General features: G+C 48.9%; 20 protein-coding genes. 1 reads left to right on the top strand and 19 read right to left on the bottom strand.

Annotation, left to right across the window (positions count from 1 at the left end):
* Position 1 precedes the first annotated feature (1 nt).
* The 19 genes from AC8GFK_RS01385 to argS form a co-directional block, all read right to left on the bottom strand.
* Positions 2-835 carry a F0F1 ATP synthase subunit delta gene (locus tag AC8GFK_RS01385; protein WP_506625427.1) on the bottom strand — a complete coding sequence of 278 codons (834 nt, stop codon included), beginning with the start codon at positions 833-835 and terminating at the stop codon, positions 2-4.
* A 19-nt stretch (positions 836-854) separates the two neighbouring features.
* Positions 855-1,391 carry a F0F1 ATP synthase subunit B gene (locus tag AC8GFK_RS01380; protein ID WP_190277027.1) on the bottom strand — a complete coding sequence of 179 codons (537 nt, stop codon included), beginning with the start codon at positions 1,389-1,391 and terminating at the stop codon, positions 855-857.
* 47 nt (positions 1,392-1,438) lie between these two features.
* Entirely contained in the window at positions 1,439-1,648 is a 210-nt protein-coding gene (locus tag AC8GFK_RS01375; protein WP_190277026.1) for an ATP synthase F0 subunit C, read from the bottom strand.
* Between the two features lie 46 nt (positions 1,649-1,694).
* Complete coding sequence (gene atpB / locus AC8GFK_RS01370; protein ID WP_506625426.1) at positions 1,695-2,483, bottom strand: F0F1 ATP synthase subunit A; 789 nt, start codon at positions 2,481-2,483, stop codon at positions 1,695-1,697.
* A 178-nt stretch (positions 2,484-2,661) separates the two neighbouring features.
* Positions 2,662-2,865, bottom strand: a complete 204-nt coding sequence (locus AC8GFK_RS01365; RefSeq protein WP_506625425.1) for a hypothetical protein — start codon at positions 2,863-2,865, stop codon at positions 2,662-2,664.
* Positions 2,846-3,280: a Cg1360 family ATP-synthase-associated protein gene (locus tag AC8GFK_RS01360; protein WP_506625424.1), complete on the bottom strand. Its 435-nt coding sequence runs from the start codon at positions 3,278-3,280 to the stop codon at positions 2,846-2,848. Before AC8GFK_RS01360 ends, AC8GFK_RS01365 begins: the two co-directional genes overlap by 20 nt.
* A complete protein-coding gene (locus tag AC8GFK_RS01355; protein ID WP_506625423.1) occupies positions 3,264-4,352 on the bottom strand; it encodes an MraY family glycosyltransferase in 1,089 nt (362 codons plus the stop codon). Before AC8GFK_RS01355 ends, AC8GFK_RS01360 begins: the two co-directional genes overlap by 17 nt.
* A 16-nt stretch (positions 4,353-4,368) precedes the next feature.
* Entirely contained in the window at positions 4,369-5,631 is a 1,263-nt protein-coding gene (gene glyA, locus AC8GFK_RS01350) for a serine hydroxymethyltransferase (RefSeq protein ID WP_506625422.1), read from the bottom strand.
* A 34-nt stretch (positions 5,632-5,665) separates the two neighbouring features.
* On the bottom strand, positions 5,666-6,307 hold the full coding sequence (locus AC8GFK_RS01345) for an L-threonylcarbamoyladenylate synthase (RefSeq protein ID WP_095673153.1): 642 nt from the start codon (positions 6,305-6,307) through the stop codon (positions 5,666-5,668).
* 2 nt (positions 6,308-6,309) lie between these two features.
* On the bottom strand, positions 6,310-7,164 hold the full coding sequence (gene prmC, locus AC8GFK_RS01340; protein ID WP_506625421.1) for a peptide chain release factor N(5)-glutamine methyltransferase: 855 nt from the start codon (positions 7,162-7,164) through the stop codon (positions 6,310-6,312).
* A 9-nt stretch (positions 7,165-7,173) separates the two neighbouring features.
* Positions 7,174-8,256, bottom strand: coding sequence for a peptide chain release factor 1 (gene prfA, locus AC8GFK_RS01335; protein WP_506625420.1), 1,083 nt, complete (start codon positions 8,254-8,256; stop codon positions 7,174-7,176).
* Between the two features lie 101 nt (positions 8,257-8,357).
* Positions 8,358-8,567, bottom strand: a complete 210-nt coding sequence (gene rpmE, locus AC8GFK_RS01330) for a 50S ribosomal protein L31 (RefSeq protein WP_095673150.1) — start codon at positions 8,565-8,567, stop codon at positions 8,358-8,360.
* Positions 8,568-8,722: 155 nt separating this feature from the next.
* Complete coding sequence (locus AC8GFK_RS01325; RefSeq protein WP_506625419.1) at positions 8,723-9,115, bottom strand: hypothetical protein; 393 nt, start codon at positions 9,113-9,115, stop codon at positions 8,723-8,725.
* 144 nt (positions 9,116-9,259) lie between these two features.
* Entirely contained in the window at positions 9,260-10,828 is a 1,569-nt protein-coding gene (gene rho, locus AC8GFK_RS01320) for a transcription termination factor Rho (RefSeq protein WP_506625418.1), read from the bottom strand.
* Positions 10,829-10,970: 142 nt separating this feature from the next.
* Entirely contained in the window at positions 10,971-11,897 is a 927-nt protein-coding gene (thrB, locus tag AC8GFK_RS01315; protein WP_506625417.1) for a homoserine kinase, read from the bottom strand.
* Between the two features lie 15 nt (positions 11,898-11,912).
* Positions 11,913-13,001, bottom strand: coding sequence for a threonine synthase (gene thrC, locus AC8GFK_RS01310; protein ID WP_506625416.1), 1,089 nt, complete (start codon positions 12,999-13,001; stop codon positions 11,913-11,915).
* A complete protein-coding gene (locus AC8GFK_RS01305) occupies positions 13,001-14,296 on the bottom strand; it encodes a homoserine dehydrogenase (RefSeq protein ID WP_506625415.1) in 1,296 nt (431 codons plus the stop codon). The genes thrC and AC8GFK_RS01305 overlap by 1 nt, the downstream gene beginning before the upstream one ends.
* Positions 14,297-14,300: 4 nt before the next feature.
* The gene (gene lysA / locus AC8GFK_RS01300) at positions 14,301-15,641 is read right to left on the bottom strand and encodes a diaminopimelate decarboxylase (RefSeq protein WP_506625414.1); all 1,341 of its coding nucleotides are present in this window, start codon (positions 15,639-15,641) and stop codon (positions 14,301-14,303) included.
* A 2-nt stretch (positions 15,642-15,643) separates the two neighbouring features.
* The gene (gene argS / locus AC8GFK_RS01295; RefSeq protein ID WP_506625413.1) at positions 15,644-17,290 is read right to left on the bottom strand and encodes an arginine--tRNA ligase; all 1,647 of its coding nucleotides are present in this window, start codon (positions 17,288-17,290) and stop codon (positions 15,644-15,646) included.
* 191 nt (positions 17,291-17,481) lie between these two features.
* Here argS and AC8GFK_RS01290 point away from each other — a divergent pair, with 191 nt between their 5' ends.
* Positions 17,482-18,558 (top strand): sugar ABC transporter substrate-binding protein, encoded by a 1,077-nt coding sequence (locus tag AC8GFK_RS01290; protein WP_506625769.1) that lies wholly within the window; start codon positions 17,482-17,484, stop codon positions 18,556-18,558.
* Positions 18,559-18,665 lie beyond the last annotated feature (107 nt).

Here is an 18,665-nt window from a genome sequence, read left to right as displayed (position 1 = left end):
TTTATTTGTTTCCAGCAAGTGCGCGTCCGGCACTTGCAAGTCGATTTGAAACGCTTCCATCTACGAGTTCATCTGCAAACTTGACCGAAACTCCACCGAGGAGCGTTGGCTCAACTTCGATATTGACGCGGATTGGCTGACCAACCTGCTTTTCAATCGCAGTTGCAAGACGAGACTTCTGAGCATCTGTAATTTCTGATGCCACGCGAATTACCGCGATTAAACGATTACGGCGGTTAGCTAGACCAAAGAGATAGTCAGCAAATGCCGCTTCAATGCTACGTCCGCGAAGGCTTCCGACGAGAGCAACTGCAAGCTTCACAGTTGACGCAGATGCCTTCTTTGAGAGAACTTCGGTAATGAGAGCTGCCTTAGCCTCTGGTGTACCGGCTCCGACAAGTGCTTTACGTAATTCAAAGTTATCGACAACGAGTTGTGATGTTTCGAAGAGTTCATCTTCGACGCGATCGAGTTCATTGTTGATATTTGCAGCAGATGCTTCAGCTTCGATCGCCAGCTGCTCGAGCACATGAACTAGGTCTCCTGCAGATGACCAACGAAGAGTTGAGACATCTGTGAGTATTTCTAGCGCTGTAGCTGCGAGAGTCTTTCCGAAGAGATCCTTAACGAGCGCGCCCTTTGAGGCTGCATCGCGTGAAGGATCGGCAAAGGCGCGGCGGATTGAAGTGTTCTTTGAAAGAACGTCTGCTGCGAAGAAGAGTTGAGATGAGAGCTCAGTTGCAGATGCAGCGGTTGCGCCCTTTACGGCAGCATCGAGCTTCGCGCGTGCAGCCACGAGTGACTGACGGCTACTGCCTCCGAGATGGATTCTCATTCTCTTCTTTCTCTTCTACTTACTTCTTGGACTTTTCGAGATCTTCGATGAAGCGATCCACGATCCGTGATTGACGGGCCTGGTCATCAAGTGCTTCTCCGACAATCTTTGAAGCAAGTTCAACTGCAAGTGCACCAACTTCGTTACGAAGTGAAGTGATTGCCTGCTGACGTTCTGCCTCGATAGATGCGTGAGCTGCTGCTGTGATGCGAGCTGCTTCTTCTTGAGCCTTTGTGCGAAGTTCTTCGAGAATTGCTGCGCCTTGAATGCGAGCATCTTCACGAAGCTTTGATGCTTCACCCTGTGCTGACGAAAGTTGTTCGTTGTACTGAACAAGTGCACGTTGTGCTTCGAGCTGCGCCTTTTCAGCACGTTCGATTCCACCCTCGATAGCTTCAGTGCGTGCTGCATATGCCTTTTCAAACATAGGCACGACTTTGCTCTTGAGGACAAGGAAGAGAAGTGTGAAAGCGATAAATCCGACGACAATCTCAGCTGTGTGAGGGATGAGCGGATTCAAGCTCCCTTCGCCTGACAAAATATTAATTCGTTGCATCATTTCTCCTTAAATCGTTACCAATATTGGTGTGTAGAGGTAATCGATTAGAGAACGAATGCGAGTACGAGGCCGAAGAGTGCGAGAGCTTCTGCCATCGCGAAACCAAGGAACGCAATTGGCTGAAGGACGCTGCGTGACTCTGGCTGACGAGCAACTCCGCTGATGTATGCGGCGAAGATCATGCCTGTTGCGATTGCAGGTCCGATTGCAGCAATGCCGTAACCGATGACGTTAAGTGAGCCTGTCATGTTTATACCTTTCATGCTTGAGGAGGCGAAGTTACCTTCCCAAAGTTAGTTGTTAGTGCTCGTCGGCGAGTGATCCGGCGATATAGAGGGCGGTCAGAAGAGTAAAGATATATGCCTGTAGGCACTGGACCATAAACTCGAAGAAGGTAAGCGCGATTCCCATTGTGAATGCAAATGGGCTCACGAGCTTGAGTCCAATTACACCTTGCAAGAGGTGCTCTCCACCGAGGATAAAGACCAAAAGGAGAAGGTGTCCCGCAAACATATTTGCGAAGAGACGAAGACCGAGGGTGAATGGACGCACAACAAAGAATGTTGCGATTTCAATCGGTGTAAGAAGAACATAAATTGGCTTTGGCACTCCTGGCATAAATGCAATGCCCTTGAGGTAGTGGCCGACTCCCTGACGCTTCATTCCAACATAGTGATAAACCAAGTAAGTAATGATCGCGAGCGCGTAAGCGAAACCAACGCGAGAGAAAGATGGGAACTGCAATAACGGAACAATTCCGAATAAGTTATTTACAAGTACAAATGTGAAGAGGGTAAATAGGTACGGAACAAAGCGCATGAACTCTGGGCCAAGAACATCCTTAGCAAGCCCGTCGCGGATAAATCCGTAGACGCTTTCTCCAGCAAACTGCATCTTCGATGGAACGACAGCAGCCTTGCGTGAAGAGAGAATAAAGAAGACAGAGATGATTACTACTGAGAGAAATACAAGAAGAATTGGTTTAGTGAACCAAGAAATATTCTCGAAAATTGGAGGGAGGACGAAGTCGTTAGCGCTAGGTGGGACGAATCCTTCACCTTCAGAGCTCAGACGAACAAAGGCGCGCACGCACTCTCCTTGATACTAAAAGGGCTTATAGACCAATCGCTGGGGAAGCGGTAAAGCAGGGCAACCTTATGGGGAAAACCTCTCGGCTGTGAAATCGGAATTCAGGGGTTTTGGGTGGGGCTGGTCACTCTGGGTAGAGCTGATTTACTCGCGCCCACTAGCCAGACTGTCGGACTCGTTACTCTCGTCCGAACCTGAGCCAGACGAGATAAAGGGCGCCGCCCATACCTACGAGCAGGCCAACCAGGGTCAAGATGCTGGTGCCAAAGAACTTATCGGCGGCGAAGCCGACTCCACCCCAGAAAAGAAGCCCTGAGAGTAGGTAGCCGAAGATCGTCCAAAGGGCGTTCTCGTCGCGGCGGTTAGCTTTGTGGTCGGTCATGCGGCAATGGTAGATGAGTTTTCAGCTTTAGATAACTAGCTATCTCCCCGCCTAGCCAGGCGAAGGTGAGCGCAACGGCTGTGATGCCGAAGGTCTTGCGATCAAGGTTCTCATCCGAGACAAATTGGCCCAGCGCCCAGAAGAAAACTCCAAGGAGCAAGAACTTGGCGAAGTACGAAAACATCGCAATTGCCATAGTGCTCATGGGATCAAGGTCGCGCGAAATTCGAGAAACCCCAATATGAACAAGGAAGTAGATAACAACAATTACTTGAGCAAGTAAAGCTGCAAATAATCCTGGTCGCCCCTGCAGTGCGGTTGCAAATCCAATCGCAATGATGCCGACAATAAATGTAGGAGTTAGCGCTCCACGCAATAACTGCGCCTCATTGCTTGAATTATTTTGCTGGGACATTTTCTCTTACTCCACTCTTTGCGTAATAGAGAGTGAATGCCAACATCGCGCCCGCAACAACTGCTGCAACCCACAACGGTGCAAATGCTGAGACAACTACAGGAAATGCAATCGTTGCAGTCCATAGGTACATGATGATTGATGTACGAAGATGAGAATTACCCGCACGGAGAATGCGGTGATGCATATGTTCCTTGTCGGAACTAAATGGTGATTGACCTGCGCGCAGACGACGAATGATTGCTGAGAAGAGATCGATCAAAGGAATTGCTAGAACTGCAAATGGCAGCATCAAAGGAAGCAACGTTGGCCCCAACTTCTCTGCTGAGATGGCATTGGGATCAATCTGTCCGGTCAGTGTGATCGCAGATGCTGCAAGCAGAAGCCCTAAGAACATCGATCCTGAATCGCCCATAAAGATCTTTGCTGGATGGGCGTTATGGGGCAGAAAGCCAATACAGACGCCAATAATTACTGCAGTAATAAGCGATGGTGCACCTGCACGGCTAAAGCCGTAAACAACTGCCAATAGGTAAGCAAAGGCGAAGAAGGCAGCGCCTGAAATAGCCACGATTCCGGCAGCTAACCCATCAAGGCCATCGATGAAGTTAACGGCGTTAATAGTGATGAGAACGATTAAGACAGTAACTAACTGGCCAATACTTGGCGGCAAAGTAATAACGCCATTGATAGGCAACCAGAGAACTTGAATACCAAAGAGCAACAAAATTCCGGCAGCAAGGGCTTGTCCAGCTAACTTGGTAAGTGCATCGAGCTCGAAGCGATCATCAACTAAACCGATAGCAAGAAGAAGTGTTGCGGCCAAGAAAATACCGAGCGCTTCTCGGCCAAAAGATTTTCCAACGAGAGATAAGTGGCTGACCATGGCAAAGGTGAGCGCCATTGAAATCCACATTGCTAGGCCACCCCAACGTGGAGTCGGAGTTGTATGAATATCGCGAGTACGAATCTGTGCCACAGCACCGAACTTCAACGCCCAGGTACGAACAAAAGGAGTCACTACATAACAGAGCGCTGCTGCCAGAAGCAGGGTGACCAGGTACTCGCGCATCTCTTAAGAGTTGTCTTTACGCCTGATAGATAGGAAAACGCGAAGTAAGTGCGTGGACTTCAGATTTAATCGCAGCATGTGCAGCTGCATCATCAGTCTTAATCGCACGTGCAATCAGAGATGCAATTGTTTTCATCTCTTCAACGCCCATTCCCTGGGTAGTTGTTGCAGGTGTGCCTACGCGAATACCTGATGTGACTGAAGGTGCTTCTGGATCATAAGGAATCGAGTTCTTATTAAGAACGATTCCTGCCGCGCCACAACGCTCGTCAGCAACCTTGCCATTAACGCCTGTGGAACGAATATCAATAAGTGCGAGGTGGGTCTGAGTGCCGCCAGATACTGCGCGCATGCCTTCGCCTTCAAGAGCTGCTGCAAGTGCCTGCGCATTGATGATGACATCCTTTGCATACTTTTGGTAAGCCGGTGTTGCGCATTCAGCCAATGCAATCGCCTTACCTGCAACTGCAGACATGATTGGTCCACCCTGCATTCCAGGAAAGACTGCCTTATCAATTGCAGCTGCGTGCTCTGCCTTCGACAAGATCATTCCGCCACGTGGACCGCGCAAAACTTTATGTGTTGTAAATGAGACAACATCTGCATATGGAACCGGTGAAGGAATCGCCTTACCTGCAACTAGTCCGATGAAGTGCGCTGCATCGACCCACATGATTGCACCGACTTCGTCGCAGATTGCGCGAACCTTTTCAAAATCAATCAGTGATGGGTAAGCAGTTGCACCAGAACAGATCATCTTTGGCTTATTAGCGATCGCTAGTTCACGCAGTTCGTCGTAATCGATGAGTTCGTTATCTTGGCGAACTCCGTAAGAAACAATGTTGAACCACTTACCTGAGAAGTTGACCTTCGAACCGTGAGTCAGGTGGCCACCATGTGGAAGTGACATGGCAAGGACGGTGTCGCCCGGCTTTGTGAATGCTTGGTAGACAGCGATATTTGCGCTGGCACCTGAGTGTGGCTGCACATTTGCATGTTCTGCGCCAAATAAATCCTTTGCGCGATCAATCGCGATTGTTTCGGCCTTATCGACCTCTTCGCATCCGCCGTAGTAACGCTTTCCTGGGTATCCCTCGGCGTACTTGTTGGAGAGAGTTGAACCAAGAGCGGCAAGCACTGCGCGTGAAGTGAAGTTCTCTGAAGCAATCAGCTGCAGGTTGTTCTGCTGACGCTTGAGCTCAGATAAAAGCACCGCTGCGATATCTGGATCTTGCTTCGAGAGAAGATTGAAATCAGGGCCATAGAAAGTTTCGGACATGGGCCCAGCCTAATAGTTCAGGCCCCCTTTTGCTTTATATGTAAGAAATGTTCGGTGCGACCTTTTCCATCTCATCAAATGAAATCGCGCCCTCGCGCACGAGGCGTAGATCTACAGCGTCGGCCTCAATGATGGTCGAACGTGGGCCGGATTTCAGAGCGCCGGTATCGAAAATTGCTGCGACATCCCAATCCTTTACCTTTGCACGATCAATTTTCAACATCGGTTCGTGCCCGGCACCTGATGCACTTGCTACTGCAAGTGGACCCGACTCTTTCAAGAGTGCGCGTACAAATTTAGATTTTGGTACTCGGACGTTAAACCAATCGAGTTCTTTATTGTCGCCAAGATCCCAACTAAGAAGTGAACTTGGTTGCAGTGTTACAGAAAGAAGTCCGGGCCAGAATTTCTTGCAGAGATCCTGTGTGCTTGGAGAAACTGAACGTGAAATTCCCTTAACAGTGTCCAATGAATATGCAAGGACTTGGGCAGCCACTCCGATTTCATCTCCGCGAAGTACATGCATTGCACGAACTGCAAAGGGAGAGAATGCATCTGCTAAATAAACATAGCCATGTTCAAGTGGAGCAACGATGACATATCCGGCGCGAATCTCTTTGAGTGCGCGAGCAACGTGCTTCTTCTGTTCGCCCTGCTTGAGGTCAATGCGTGGCATCGCTATCTCCTCACTGCTGTCGTAAATCTTGGGCGGCCGGTTAAATCCTGATGCAGAAGAATATCTGTGAAATCTGCGCTGAGTACATCGGCAATCGCGCCACCTTGATCTTCATGATGTTCGATTGCCAGGAATCCGCCCTGCTTTAAGAGGCGCCCCGCTGTTGAGATAAAGAGGCGAGGCGATTTCATCCCATCTGCTCCCCCAAATAGCGCAACTGCAGGCTCGTGATCTGCGACATCGCGAGGAAGTTCTTGGGCGTCAGGAATATATGGAGGATTGGCAATGACAACATCGCACTTAACGCCTTCGAGAGCGGTAGCGACATCACTTTCGAGAATACGGACCTTTTCGTCGATAAAGGAGACATTCTCTTTCAGCCAATGAATTGCTTCAGCGCTCTTTTCGACTGCAATCACATGTGTCTGTGGAGCTTCTGTTGCAATTGCAAGTGCGAGAGCACCTGAACCAGAACCCAAATCAACAACGCTTACCGCACCGCTTAACTTCTCAATGTGAGTCAACACCGCTTCAACAAGGAGTTCGCTTTCAGGACGTGGCACCAATACTCCGGGTCCTACCTTTAATTCAAGGTGGCGAAAATATGCAACGCCAGTCAGATATTGCAGCGGTTCATGAGCACAACGTCGATCAAGTAATTTCCAGAAAGTCTCTTCGACGATAGTCATATCGCCAATAGCTGCGAGTGCATTTTCAACGGTCAGTGGGTTATGTAGATCCATCCGTGAAAGGCCCAAGGTGTGGGCTAGTAAATGTTCTGCTTCTACTTCAGGAAATCCAGCCGTCGCCAACTGTTCTTTGCCGCCTCGCAAGAATTCTTTAAAAGTCAGTTCCATAGTAGTGACTTAATTCGTTGATGAAAGCTTTGCAGCGCGATCAGCATCGAGAAGAGCTTGCACGACTTCATCGAGCTCGCCATTAAGAACAGAGTCAAGGTTATTAGCCTTGTAATTAACGCGGTGATCGCTGAGGCGATTTTCAGGATAGTTATATGTACGAATGCGCTCTGAACGATCGACGGTGCGGACCTGGCTCTTACGTTCTGCCATTGCAGCCGCTTCAGCCTTCTCTTGCGCATCCATAAGAAGACGGGCACGAAGAATACGAAGCGCTGATTCCTTATTCTGAAGCTGTGATTTTTCGTTCTGACATGAAACAACAATTCCTGTTGGAACGTGGGTCAAACGAACGGCAGAGTCAGTGGTGTTTACAGACTGACCACCAGGACCTGATGAGCGATACACATCTACGCGCACATCGTTCATATTCAATTCAACATCTACTTCTTCTGCTTCAGGAAGAATGAGTACACCTGCCGCAGAAGTATGGATACGTCCTTGGCTCTCAGTTTCTGGAACGCGCTGTACGCGGTGTACGCCACCTTCAAATTTAAGACGTGCGTACGGTGTTGTTCCAGGTTCTGGAGTTCCCTTTGACTTCACAGCCATAGAAATATCTTTATATCCACCGAGTTCTGACTCAGTCATATCGATGATTTCAACTTTCCAGCCGCGCTTTTCTGCATAGCGCTGATACATACGTACTAAATCTCCAGCAAAGAGCGCTGATTCATCGCCGCCGGCTCCGGCCTTTACTTCAATAATGACATCGCGATCATCGTTAGGGTCGCGTGGAAGTAATAGCTCTTCTAACTTATCGGCAGCAGCTTCAACAGCAACTTCCATTGCCGGAATTTCAGATGCAAATGAAGCATCTTCTGCAGCCATCTCTTTAGCTGCTTCGAGGTCATCAGCTGCTGACTTCCAAGCGTTGAAGCCTGCAACAACGGGGCCTAGCTGTGCATAACGACGACCGAGTTTGCGGGCGTTGCCCTGATCTTCGTGAATAGAAGGGTCAGCCATCTTTGCTTCGAGCTCTTGATACTCGCGCACCATTTCATGTGCCGATGCGAAACGATCGTTAGCCATATGACTTCATCCCTTCTCTCTGTAAAACAAAATTTTCTTTGGAGAAATAAAAAGACCGCCCCGCAACCACTAATGGGTTGCGATGCGGTCTCTTTAGAAAGCTACTTGTTTTTACCGAAACGCTCTTCGAACTTCGCGACGCGTCCACCGGTATCGAGGATGCGCTGCTTGCCTGTGTAGAACGGGTGGCAGACTGAACAAACTTCAACATAGATCGAACCGCTTGCAACTGTTGAGCGGGTAACAAACTTTTCACCGCAACCACAAGTTACTTGAGTATCTTTGTACTCTGGGTGGATATCTTTCTTCATATTCATATTCCTTTTCTTGAGTCTGGGTCCAGCAGTACTGGTGAACCAGGTCATCGCCATAAGGTGTGGCAATAGGCGCTAAGTCTCTCTTAAAAGCAGAAAACCGCAAAATCCACGCTGGATTCTGCGGCCCCTGCCACCCGTCGGAGAAGAATTTATGCAGATGCCTTTGGAGTAGGCGCTACCTTCGCTGGCTTAACTGGTTTTGCTGGCTTCACAAGAGCTGCAAGGGAAGCCGCAGCTGTTGCATTTGCTGCAGTAACGGCTGCTTTGCGTGCATCTTTGGCTGCCTGCAACTGCGCATCTGTTGTTGCTGAATTAAGTGCACTTTGGAAATCGCTAAGCGCTTTTGCATTTGCGGCACGTCGCGCATCAACGATTGCACGGTGAGAAGCGATATATGTCGACATCGAGCTCTGATAAGCAGCCTGAGCTTGCGCTCTTGCGACTGCAGCATCTTTTGTATCAGCAGCGATTGCTGTTCCGCTGCTTGCGATCAATCCTGCCGCTACGAGTAGCGCTACGTTCTGAGCTGAAATGAACTTCATTGCCTTCTCCTTCATTAGTTCCTGCGTATGGATGGAACTATGGGGGTCAAGATTGTGCTTCCTCTGTGTTGCTTGAGTGCAAGCAATGTGAAAGCAGAAACCCCGCTCATTTCTGAACGGGGTTTCCTGTGAAGCCTATGTGACTTACTTGCTGTCGTCTGGCCCAGCTGTTGTCTTCTGAATCTGCATCAAGAATTCAACGTTGGACTTAGTGCCCTTCATCTTCTCTAGCAAGAGTTCGAGTGCAGCCTGTGGTTCGAGAGCGTGAAGAACGCGACGAAGCTTCCAGACAATGTTGAGTTCTTCAGTTCCCATAAGGATTTCTTCCTTACGTGTACCTGATGCAACAACGTTAACCGCAGGGAAGATGCGCTTATCAGCCATCTTGCGATCGAGGATGAGCTCCATATTTCCTGTGCCCTTGAACTCTTCGAAGATAACTTCATCCATACGTGATCCGGTATCAACAAGAGCTGTTGCAAGAATGGTGAGTGATCCACCATCTTCAATATTACGAGCAGCACCGAAGAACTTCTTTGGTGGATACAAAGCAGCTGAATCAACACCACCAGAAAGGATGCGGCCTGATGCAGGTGCTGCGATGTTGTATGCGCGGCCCAAACGTGTGATTGAGTCAAGTAGAACAACTACATCGTGTCCCATTTCAACGAGGCGCTTTGCGCGCTCGATAGCGAGCTCTGCGATTGTTGTGTGGTCATCTGCAGGGCGGTCGAAGGTAGAAGCAATTACTTCACCCTTAACGCTGCGCTGCATATCTGTAACTTCTTCAGGACGCTCATCAACGAGAACAACCATCAGGTGACATTCAGGATTGTTTGTTGTGATTGCGTTAGCAATTGATTGCAAGACCATGGTCTTACCGGCCTTTGGAGGCGAAACGATAAGTCCGCGCTGGCCCTTACCGATTGGTGCGATCAAGTCGATGACGCGAGTTGTAAGAATGTTTGGCTCTGTCTCAAGGCGAAGACGCTCTTGCGGATAGAGAGGAACAAGCTTTCCAAATTCAACGCGGCCACGTGCTTCTTCATATGGCAATCCGTTGATTGTCTCGAGAGAGATAAGTGGGTTGTACTTCTGACGAGTTTCGCCTTCACGAAGTTGGCGAACTTGACCTGTTACAACATCTCCCTTACGAAGACCGTACTTACGTACCTGTCCTTGTGAAACGTAGACGTCGTTAGGACCTGGAAGGTATCCACCCGTACGAATAAATGAGTAGTTATCCATGATGTCGACGAGGCCACCAACTGGTACCAAGACATCATCTTCACCGATTACTGGTTCGCGCTCTTCGCGGTTGCCACGGTCGCGGTTGCGATCGCGTCCACGGTTGCGATCGCGGCGGTTACGGCTGCCGCGGTCTTCACGATCGTTTCCACGGTCGTTATTTGAAGGTGCGTTATCTGATGAATCATCTTCATCGTCGCCTTCATCTGAAGAGTCATCTGAATTCTTTGCATTGTTATCGCGATTGTTCTTCTTAGCATTGCGAGCTTCACGGCGAGCTTCGCGCTCTGCCTTTGCTGCTTCGCGGTTGGCTGCCTGGAGATCTGCAATTGCTGTAACGAGATCATCCTTCTTTAGTTTCGCTGCACCCTCGATACCGAGCTGTGACGCAACTTCCTTTAACTTAGGAAGGGTCATGCTTGAAAGTTCTGGGCTGCTAGAACGAACTGGTTCTGTTGTTGTCATGTATTTCTTTTCACTTTGGGGCTAAACGTATGAGTTAAGCCCTGGGTTTATTAATCAGGGGTTTTACTTTTTGATTTTTACTTCTGTGATTATCAATTCTTAATTTTCACCCTTACTTACTGGGTTCGAACTGATGGCAAAACTATAGCAGGGTGGCTCCGCGGCTAGCAATTTCGAGAGATTTACCCTCAAATTTCGCTCCGCCAGCACGTGAAAGTTGGATGCTCTCTTCATCGCCTTCAGTGTGGAGTGCGAGAACAGTTGGACCAGCTCCTGAGATAAATGCAGCAATTCCTGCTGCGCGAAGCTTTGTCATAAGTGCAAATGAAGCTGGCATCGCGTCCTGGCGATATGACTGATGTAAGAAATCTTCTGTCGCTGTGAAAAGTAGATCAGGGCGAATTGTGAGCGCTTGTGTCAGTAGAGCAGCATTCGATGAATTTCGAAGCGCATCTGCAAATGGAATAGTTTCAGGCAACATCGTGCGCGCCTTCTTGGTAGCCAGCGGCGTTGCAGGAATAAATGCCATTACCTTGATGCGCGGATCAACCGGTAGATGAACAGCGTGTGCAACGGCTTTCCCTTTCACGACATCTTGCCAAGCAACTGTTGCTCCACCATAAAGTGCTGCAGCCACATTATCTGGGTGGCCTTCCATCTCATTAGCAAGATTGAGAAGCGCTTCATCGCTCATCTTGTCTGTGCCAGTGAGCACCAATGAGCGAGCAAGAACGAGCCCACCGATAATTGCTGAAGCAGATGAACCAAGACCTCGACCATGTGGAATTACATTGAGCGCGCGTACTGCTACACCCTTTGGCTTTCCACCCAAGAAATCAAATCCTTTATACATCGCCTTAACGAGCAAGTTTTTATCAGTACGAGGAACTTCATCGGCGCCTTCGCCGGTGACATCGATATCGAGGCCACCTTCATCAAGAATCTGTGCGACGTATCGGTCATACATTCCAAAAGCTAAACCGAATGAATCAAAGCCAGGACCTAAGTTTGCAGAGGTTGCAGGAACTTGTACCTGAATGGGATTGGCTTTAAATGTTGGCTTGGCCATGGGGCAATTCTTTCCTTAGTTCTTCACTAAACCAAGAGCTTTAGCTGCCGCATCTGCATTAACAGGAACGACGACGGGATCTGCTGCACCCTCAAGTGCCCACGGAATATCTTTAAGGCCGTTACCTGTGCATGTAATAACGATTGTCTTATCTTTGGGAAGCTTTCCAGCATTCTTATATTTGATAAGACCTGCAAGGCCAGCAGCTGAAGATGGCTCGCAGAAGATTCCTTCTTTTGATGCGAGCAAGTGATACGCCGCAAGAATTTCTTCATCAGTAACTGAATCAATCAATCCGCCTGATTCATCACGAGCAGCAATTGCTTGATCCCATGAAGCTGGATTTCCGATGCGGATTGCAGTTGCAATTGTTTCTGGCTTGGCAACTGGCTTACCCGTTACCAGTGGAGCAGCGCCTGCAGCTTGGAATCCCCACATCTGTGGCAACTTCTTTGAAATCTTGTCATTGCGATATTCGTTGTAGCCCTTCCAATATGCAGTGATATTTCCTGCATTTCCAACTGGCAATGTGTGAATATCTGGAGCATCGCCAAGCATGTCTACAACTTCAAACGCTGCAGTCTTCTGGCCTTCGATGCGATAGGGGTTAACTGAGTTAACAAGTGAAACGGGATAGTGCTCAGAAAGATCGCGAGCAAGAACTAAACAATCATCAAAGTTTCCGTCGACCTGCAGAAGTTTTGCGCCATGCACAACGGCTTGCGCCAACTTGCCCATTGCGATCTTGCCTTCAGGAATAAGTACGGCAGGAATCATTCCTGCTTTAACTGCATACGCTGCAGCTGCGGCAGATGTATTTCCGGTGGATGCGCAGATAACAGCCTTCGCGCCATCTTCAGCAGCCTTCGAGATCGCCATTGTCATTCCGCGATCTTTAAATGAACCTGTTGGGTTAATTCCTTCAAACTTTACCCAGACATTGTTGCCGAGCATTTCTGAGAGAACGCCTGCATAGATAAGAGGTGTTCCACCTTCGCGCAATGTGACGACAGGAGTCTTTGAAGAGACAGGTAGGCGATCGCGATATTCCTCGATCACTCCGCGCCATTGGTGTGCGCCTGACTTCTTAGTAAAGATTCCCATTACGAGATTGCTCCTTCTACGCGGATAACGCTTGAAATCTTGGTGACCATTGACATCTTCTTGAGCGCTTCAACTGTTGCCTTAAGTTCGCCTTCAGTTGCGCGGTGGGTGACGATGATGAGTTCAGCATCCTCGTTGCGACCGTTCTGATCAACAGTCTGAATCGATACGCCTTGATCAGCAAATACCTTGGCAATCGCTGCCAAGACACCTGATTTATCTTCAACTTCGAGGCGAATAAGGAACTTAGTCTTTGTGGTTTCAATCGGTGCGATATCGCGATCCGCATAATCAGTTTCGCGCTGACCAATTGAGTTGAGCGCAATATGTCGAGAAACAGCAACGATATCGCCCAAGATTGCAGAAGCCGTTGGCTGTCCACCTGCGCCACGACCGTAGAACATAAGTGGTCCAGCTGATTCGGCTTCGATAAAGACGGCGTTAAATGCATCGCGCACTGATGCAAGAGGGTGGCTCTTATCAATCATGACAGGGTGAACGCGCACAGAGATTTCATCTGCAGGTGTGAGCTCTGCGATAGCAAGCAACTTAATGACGTGATCCATTGATTTAGCAATAGCTACATCTTCAAGAGTGATCTTTGAGATTCCTTCGCGGTAAACGTCATCGACGGTTACGCGAGTATGGAAGGCAAGACCAGAAAGAATTGCCGCCTTTGCAGCTGCGTCGAAACCTTCAATATCTGCAGTTGGGTCTGCTTCTGCGTAACCAAGCGCCTGTGCCTCTTTGAGAACATCAGCGAATTCGCGATTATCTTCATGCATCTTTGTGAGAATGTAATTTGTTGTTCCATTTACGATTCCCATTAAGCGTGTGACGAAGTCACCAGCCAATGAATCGCGAAGTGGGCGAATAATTGGAATCGCACCTGCTACTGATGCTTCGTAATAAATATCTTCACCCTTGGCATATGCCGCGGTAAAGAGATCAGCACCGTGGCTAGCAAGGAGCGCCTTATTAGCTGTAACAATTGATTTGCGATTATTAATTGCAGTCATTGCTAATTCACGAGCAGGCTCGATGCCGCCCATAACTTCAACGATCAAATCGATTTCAGGGTCATTCACAATGGAGAATGGATCTGTTGTGAAGAGAGCAGGGTCTAGGCCTGGGTAATCCTTAATTGTGCGAACAGCGATACGAGTAAGTTCAATCTTTACTCCGGCGCGAGTAGAGAGCTCGGCAGTATCTTCAAGGAGTAGGCGGGCTACTTGGCTTCCGACAACGCCGCAGCCGAGCATGCCAACGCGAACTGGTTTATCTGCGGGGCTCATATACCTATTCTTTCACATCAAGTGAGAGCAGGTCTGCCTCATTTTCTCGGCGCACTATTACGCGGGCTTTTCCATCTTTTACTGCAACAACAGGTGGTCGAGGCACATGGTTGTAATTGCTCGCCATACTGCGGCCATATGCGCCGGTAGCAGGAGTCGCAACGAGATCACCAGGTGCAATATCTGATGGAAGTTGAATTTCATTGATGATGATGTCGCCTGTTTCGCAATGCTTTCCGACTAAGCGAGTAAGTGCGACAGGAGCAGTTGATGCACGTTGTGCAATCACTGCGGTGTATTCAGCATCGTAAAGCGCAGTACGTGCGTTATCGCTCATGCCGCCATCGACAGATACATATTTGCGCACCTTGCCACCTTCGATGACAACATCCTTAACAGTTCCTACTTCATACAATGTAAACATTGTTGGGCCAACAATGTTGCGACCTGGTTCAAGTGAAACGAGCGGCATTGCTAAGTTGTAAGTCGAGCATGCCTTCTTTACTGCGGTATGAATCTGCGGCAGGACATCAGCTGGTTCGACAGTGACATCTCCGTTCACATAAGAGATTCCAAATCCTCCACCGAGATCGAGTTCGGGAAGTTCTGCGCCGTATGCATCGCGATACTTAGCCATAAAGCCCATTAAGCGATCAGTTGCAATTTCATGTGCCTCTGAACCAAAGATCTGTGAACCAATGTGGCAGTGCACTCCGCGGAGTTCGAGTTCGGGATGTGTTGCAACCGCTTCGACTGCTGCCCATGCAGCACCGGAAGCGATAGAGAAACCAAACTTCACATCTTCATGAGCAGTTGAAATCTTCTCGTGTGTATGAGCTTCAATGCCCGGTGTTAAGCGGAGCATTACCGCTTGGCGTACACCGTACTTCTTCGCAGCTGCGGCTACGCGCTCAATTTCAAAGAGTGAATCCATCACGATTGTTTTTACGCCAACAGATACTGCGCGATCAATTTCAGCAACAGACTTATTGTTTCCGTGAACTTCGATTTTCTGTGGGTCGATTCCACCAGCAAGAGCTGCTGCGAGTTCTCCCCCGGTGCAGACATCGATACCGATTCCGATATCAGCAATCCATTGAGCTACAGCAGTGCAGATAAAGGACTTTGCAGCGTAGTAGATAGTTCCTGCATGTGCGCCGAACTCGGATTGCAATCCGTTCTGCCACGCAAGTGCGCGTGAACGGTAAGCATCTTCATCGAGGAAGAATGCAGGTGTACCAAACTCTTTTGCTAATTGCGCAGCTGGAATTCCAGCAAGGCTCAAAGTTCCGCCATCAAGGGATGCATTCTTTGACCACATATTTGTTGAAGCGTTCTGCGCCATCGTTACATCCTCTCCGGTGCAGAGACACCCAGTAGATCAAGACCGTTTGCAAGAACTTGCATCGTTGCTGCGCAGAGTGCAGCACGCGCAGAGTGAATAGGTGCAATCGCTTCATCACCCATTGGTAGGACACGGCAATCTGCATAGAAGCCGTGATAGACGCCGGCAAGTTCTTCGAGGTAACGAGCTACACGATGTGGCTCGCGGAATTCAGCAGCACTTGCAACGACGTTTGGATATTCGGCAAGTGCTCCAAGTAATTCGTTCTCGCGATCATGAGAAAGTTGGGATGGATCAAATGAGCCAAGATCAGATTTGATTCCTAGTTCAGCAGTGTTACGCAGAACTGCGGCAATACGCGCATGTGCATACTGCACGTAATAGACAGGGTTCTCGTTGGTGTTACGACGTAACACATCGATATCCATCACCATCGGCGTATTTACCGGGTAGCGAATCAAGGTGTAGCGCGCTGCATCAACGCCAACTTTTTCAACGAGTTCTTCAAGAGTAATGATGGTGCCGGCGCGCTTTGAAAGCTTGAGTTCTTCGCCGCCTTCCATAATCTTTACCAGCTGACCAATCATGATTTCGACGTTGTAATTAGCATCATCTCCTGCGCAGGCAGCAGTTGCTTTGAGGCGATGGATATAACCATGATGGTCGGCGCCCAACATATAGATGCAGATATCGAAGCCACGTTCGCGCTTATTGATGTAATAAGCAGTATCTGATGCGAAGTATGTGAGGTCGCCATCTTCCTTAAGAATTACGCGATCTTTATCATCACCAAAATCTGTTGTACGTAACCAGACAGCGCCATCTTGTTCGAAGACGTGGCCTTGTTGGCGAAGTTTGTCGAGTGCATGTTCGACAGCCCCTGACTCGTGGAGCGAGCGCTCTGAGAACCAAACATCAAAGACAGTATGGAAGGTGTTAAGAACACTCTGCTGTTGCACGAGCTGAACTTTGTAAGCGGCTTCGCGAAATTCTTCGCTCGTTGAAATTGCTGGATTTGCAGCAACAACTTCCTTTGCGAGGTCTGCGATGTAATTTCCTTGATAACCATCTTCAGGAATTGGCTTACCTAGAGCGGCAGCTTGAACAGATTGACCGAAGAGATCCATTTGGCGACCACGATCATTGATATAGAACTCGCGAGTGACTTGTGCACCTGCTGCGCTAAGAACGCGACCGAGTGCATCACCGACCGCTGCCCAACGTGTGTGACCTAAGTGCAACGGCCCGGTTGGATTGGCGCTAATAAATTCGAGGTTGATCTTTACTCCAGCGAGCGCATGGCCACGACCATATTCATATTTATTAGTAAGAATGGTGCGAACAAGTTCTGCTTGGCTGGCGCGGTCCAATGTGATGTTGATAAAACCGGGACCTGCAATATCTACCTTGGCGACTCCTGCGATAGAAGCGATTGCGCCCTGCAAGATGGTCGCGATCTCGCGAGGATTCTTGTCGGCCGCCTTCGCTAACTGAAGCGCAATAGAAGTGGCGTAATCGCCATGGTCGCGATTCTTAGGGCGCTCGAGGGTGATGTTTTCAGGGGCGCTACCTTCGATAAGCCCCTTGGAAAATGCCTCGGCAAGGGCAGCCTGGATATCGGCTGCGAGCTGGTCGGCGAGGCTGGGCATTAGGCAAGGTTACCCGCTCACGCACGCGTGAGGACGCCCAAATCAGCGCCAAGCGTTACCTAATCGTTAACTCAGAAGTATCGCCATTTATTGAACACGCTAATACCTTTACATCACCCGTCAGAGACCACAAAAGGATGAGAAAAATCTTCTCTCCTGGTCTTCGACTTTTTCGAAAGGTCACTACATATATGACAAAGCGTCGTAGCGCAGTAGCAGCGGTCATCGCATCAGCTGCCCTCGCACTCACAGGCTTCGTGTCTGCATCATCAGCAACAGCTGCTGGCGTACAGGTTGGCGTAATCCTTCCTGATGCTGCTTCATCAGCTCGCTGGGAAACAGCAGACCGCGTCTTCCTTGCAGCTGCATTTAAGAAGGCTGGCGTAACTGCTGACATTCAGAATGCAAACGGAGATAAGGCAAAGTTCGCAACAATCGCAGATCAGATGCTCGCAAAGGGCGTCAAGGTCTTGATCATGGCTGGACTTGATTCACCATCAACAGCTGCAATCCAGAAGAAGGCTGCAAAGTCTGGCGTTAAGACAATCGACTACGATCGTCTAACACTTGCTGGTTCAGCTTCATACTACGTTTCATTCGACAACGTAGCTGTTGGAAAGCTTCAAGGCCAGGGAATCAAGGCTTGCCTCGATGCAGCTGGTAAGAAGTCAGCAAAGATCGTTTACTTGAACGGTTCACCAACAGATAACAACGCAACACTCTTCAAGCAGGGTTACGACTCAGTTCTTCGCCCATCAATCAAGTCAGGTGCATACACACTTGTTGACGATCAGGCTGTCCCAGACTGGGATAACGCAAAGGGTGGAGTTATCTTCGAGCAGCAGCTCACAAAGGCAGGCGGAACGCTTGATGCAGTTGTATCAGCTAACGAAGGTCTTGGACTTGCAGCAGTAGCTGTTCTTAAGAAGAACGGACTTAACGGCAAGGTATGCGTTTCAGGTCAGGATGCAACAGCAGACGGACTTGCAGCAGTACTTACAGGAGACCTTTCAAATACTGTTTACAAGGGTATTAAGGCACAAGCTAACGCAACAGCTGATCTCGCAGTTGCATTGGTAAAGGGCAAGAAGGTCACAACTGCAAAGGGCAAGACAAACGATGGAAAGCGCAATGTTCCATCAGTTCTTCTCGTACCAGTTGGAATCACAAAGGCTAACGTCAAGGTTGTCATCGCTGATGGCTTCCAGAAGCGTGCTGATGTTTGCAAGATTGCAACAGAAGCTGTTTGTAAGGCAAACGGTATCTAATTCATTAGAAACCAAAGCTTTACCTTGCTTCATATAGCAAATGCTTAAGGATCCGGTCCGGGGGTTACCTCGGACCGGATTCGCATTATTAAAGTTAATTCACTAAA

This window comes from Planktophila turicensis (SeqCode), assembly GCF_965234405.1.
Classification (GTDB): Bacteria; Actinomycetota; Actinomycetes; order Nanopelagicales; family Nanopelagicaceae; genus Planktophila; species Planktophila turicensis.
This window is presented reverse-complemented; position numbering and strand designations above follow the sequence as displayed.

Coding starts and splice junctions, on each gene's coding strand:
- AC8GFK_RS01290 (WP_506625769.1), top strand. CDS start 17,482: ATGACAAAGCGTCGTAGCGCAGTAGCAGCGGTCATCGCATCAGCTGCC.
- glyA (WP_506625422.1), bottom strand. CDS start 5,631: ATGTCCGAAACTTTCTATGGCCCTGATTTCAATCTTCTCTCGAAGCAA.
- AC8GFK_RS01305 (WP_506625415.1), bottom strand. CDS start 14,296: ATGAGCCCCGCAGATAAACCAGTTCGCGTTGGCATGCTCGGCTGCGGC.
- AC8GFK_RS01365 (WP_506625425.1), bottom strand. CDS start 2,865: ATGACCGACCACAAAGCTAACCGCCGCGACGAGAACGCCCTTTGGACG.
- AC8GFK_RS01325 (WP_506625419.1), bottom strand. CDS start 9,115: ATGAAGTTCATTTCAGCTCAGAACGTAGCGCTACTCGTAGCGGCAGGA.
- rpmE (WP_095673150.1), bottom strand. CDS start 8,567: ATGAAGAAAGATATCCACCCAGAGTACAAAGATACTCAAGTAACTTGT.
- AC8GFK_RS01345 (WP_095673153.1), bottom strand. CDS start 6,307: ATGCCACGCATTGACCTCAAGCAGGGCGAACAGAAGAAGCACGTTGCT.
- AC8GFK_RS01385 (WP_506625427.1), bottom strand. CDS start 835: ATGAGAATCCATCTCGGAGGCAGTAGCCGTCAGTCACTCGTGGCTGCA.
- rho (WP_506625418.1), bottom strand. CDS start 10,828: ATGACAACAACAGAACCAGTTCGTTCTAGCAGCCCAGAACTTTCAAGC.
- thrB (WP_506625417.1), bottom strand. CDS start 11,897: ATGGCCAAGCCAACATTTAAAGCCAATCCCATTCAGGTACAAGTTCCT.
- AC8GFK_RS01360 (WP_506625424.1), bottom strand. CDS start 3,280: ATGTCCCAGCAAAATAATTCAAGCAATGAGGCGCAGTTATTGCGTGGA.
- AC8GFK_RS01355 (WP_506625423.1), bottom strand. CDS start 4,352: ATGCGCGAGTACCTGGTCACCCTGCTTCTGGCAGCAGCGCTCTGTTAT.
- argS (WP_506625413.1), bottom strand. CDS start 17,290: ATGCCCAGCCTCGCCGACCAGCTCGCAGCCGATATCCAGGCTGCCCTT.
- prfA (WP_506625420.1), bottom strand. CDS start 8,256: ATGGCTAACGATCGTTTCGCATCGGCACATGAAATGGTGCGCGAGTAT.
- thrC (WP_506625416.1), bottom strand. CDS start 13,001: ATGGGAATCTTTACTAAGAAGTCAGGCGCACACCAATGGCGCGGAGTG.
- lysA (WP_506625414.1), bottom strand. CDS start 15,641: ATGGCGCAGAACGCTTCAACAAATATGTGGTCAAAGAATGCATCCCTT.
- prmC (WP_506625421.1), bottom strand. CDS start 7,164: ATGGAACTGACTTTTAAAGAATTCTTGCGAGGCGGCAAAGAACAGTTG.
- AC8GFK_RS01380 (WP_190277027.1), bottom strand. CDS start 1,391: ATGCAACGAATTAATATTTTGTCAGGCGAAGGGAGCTTGAATCCGCTC.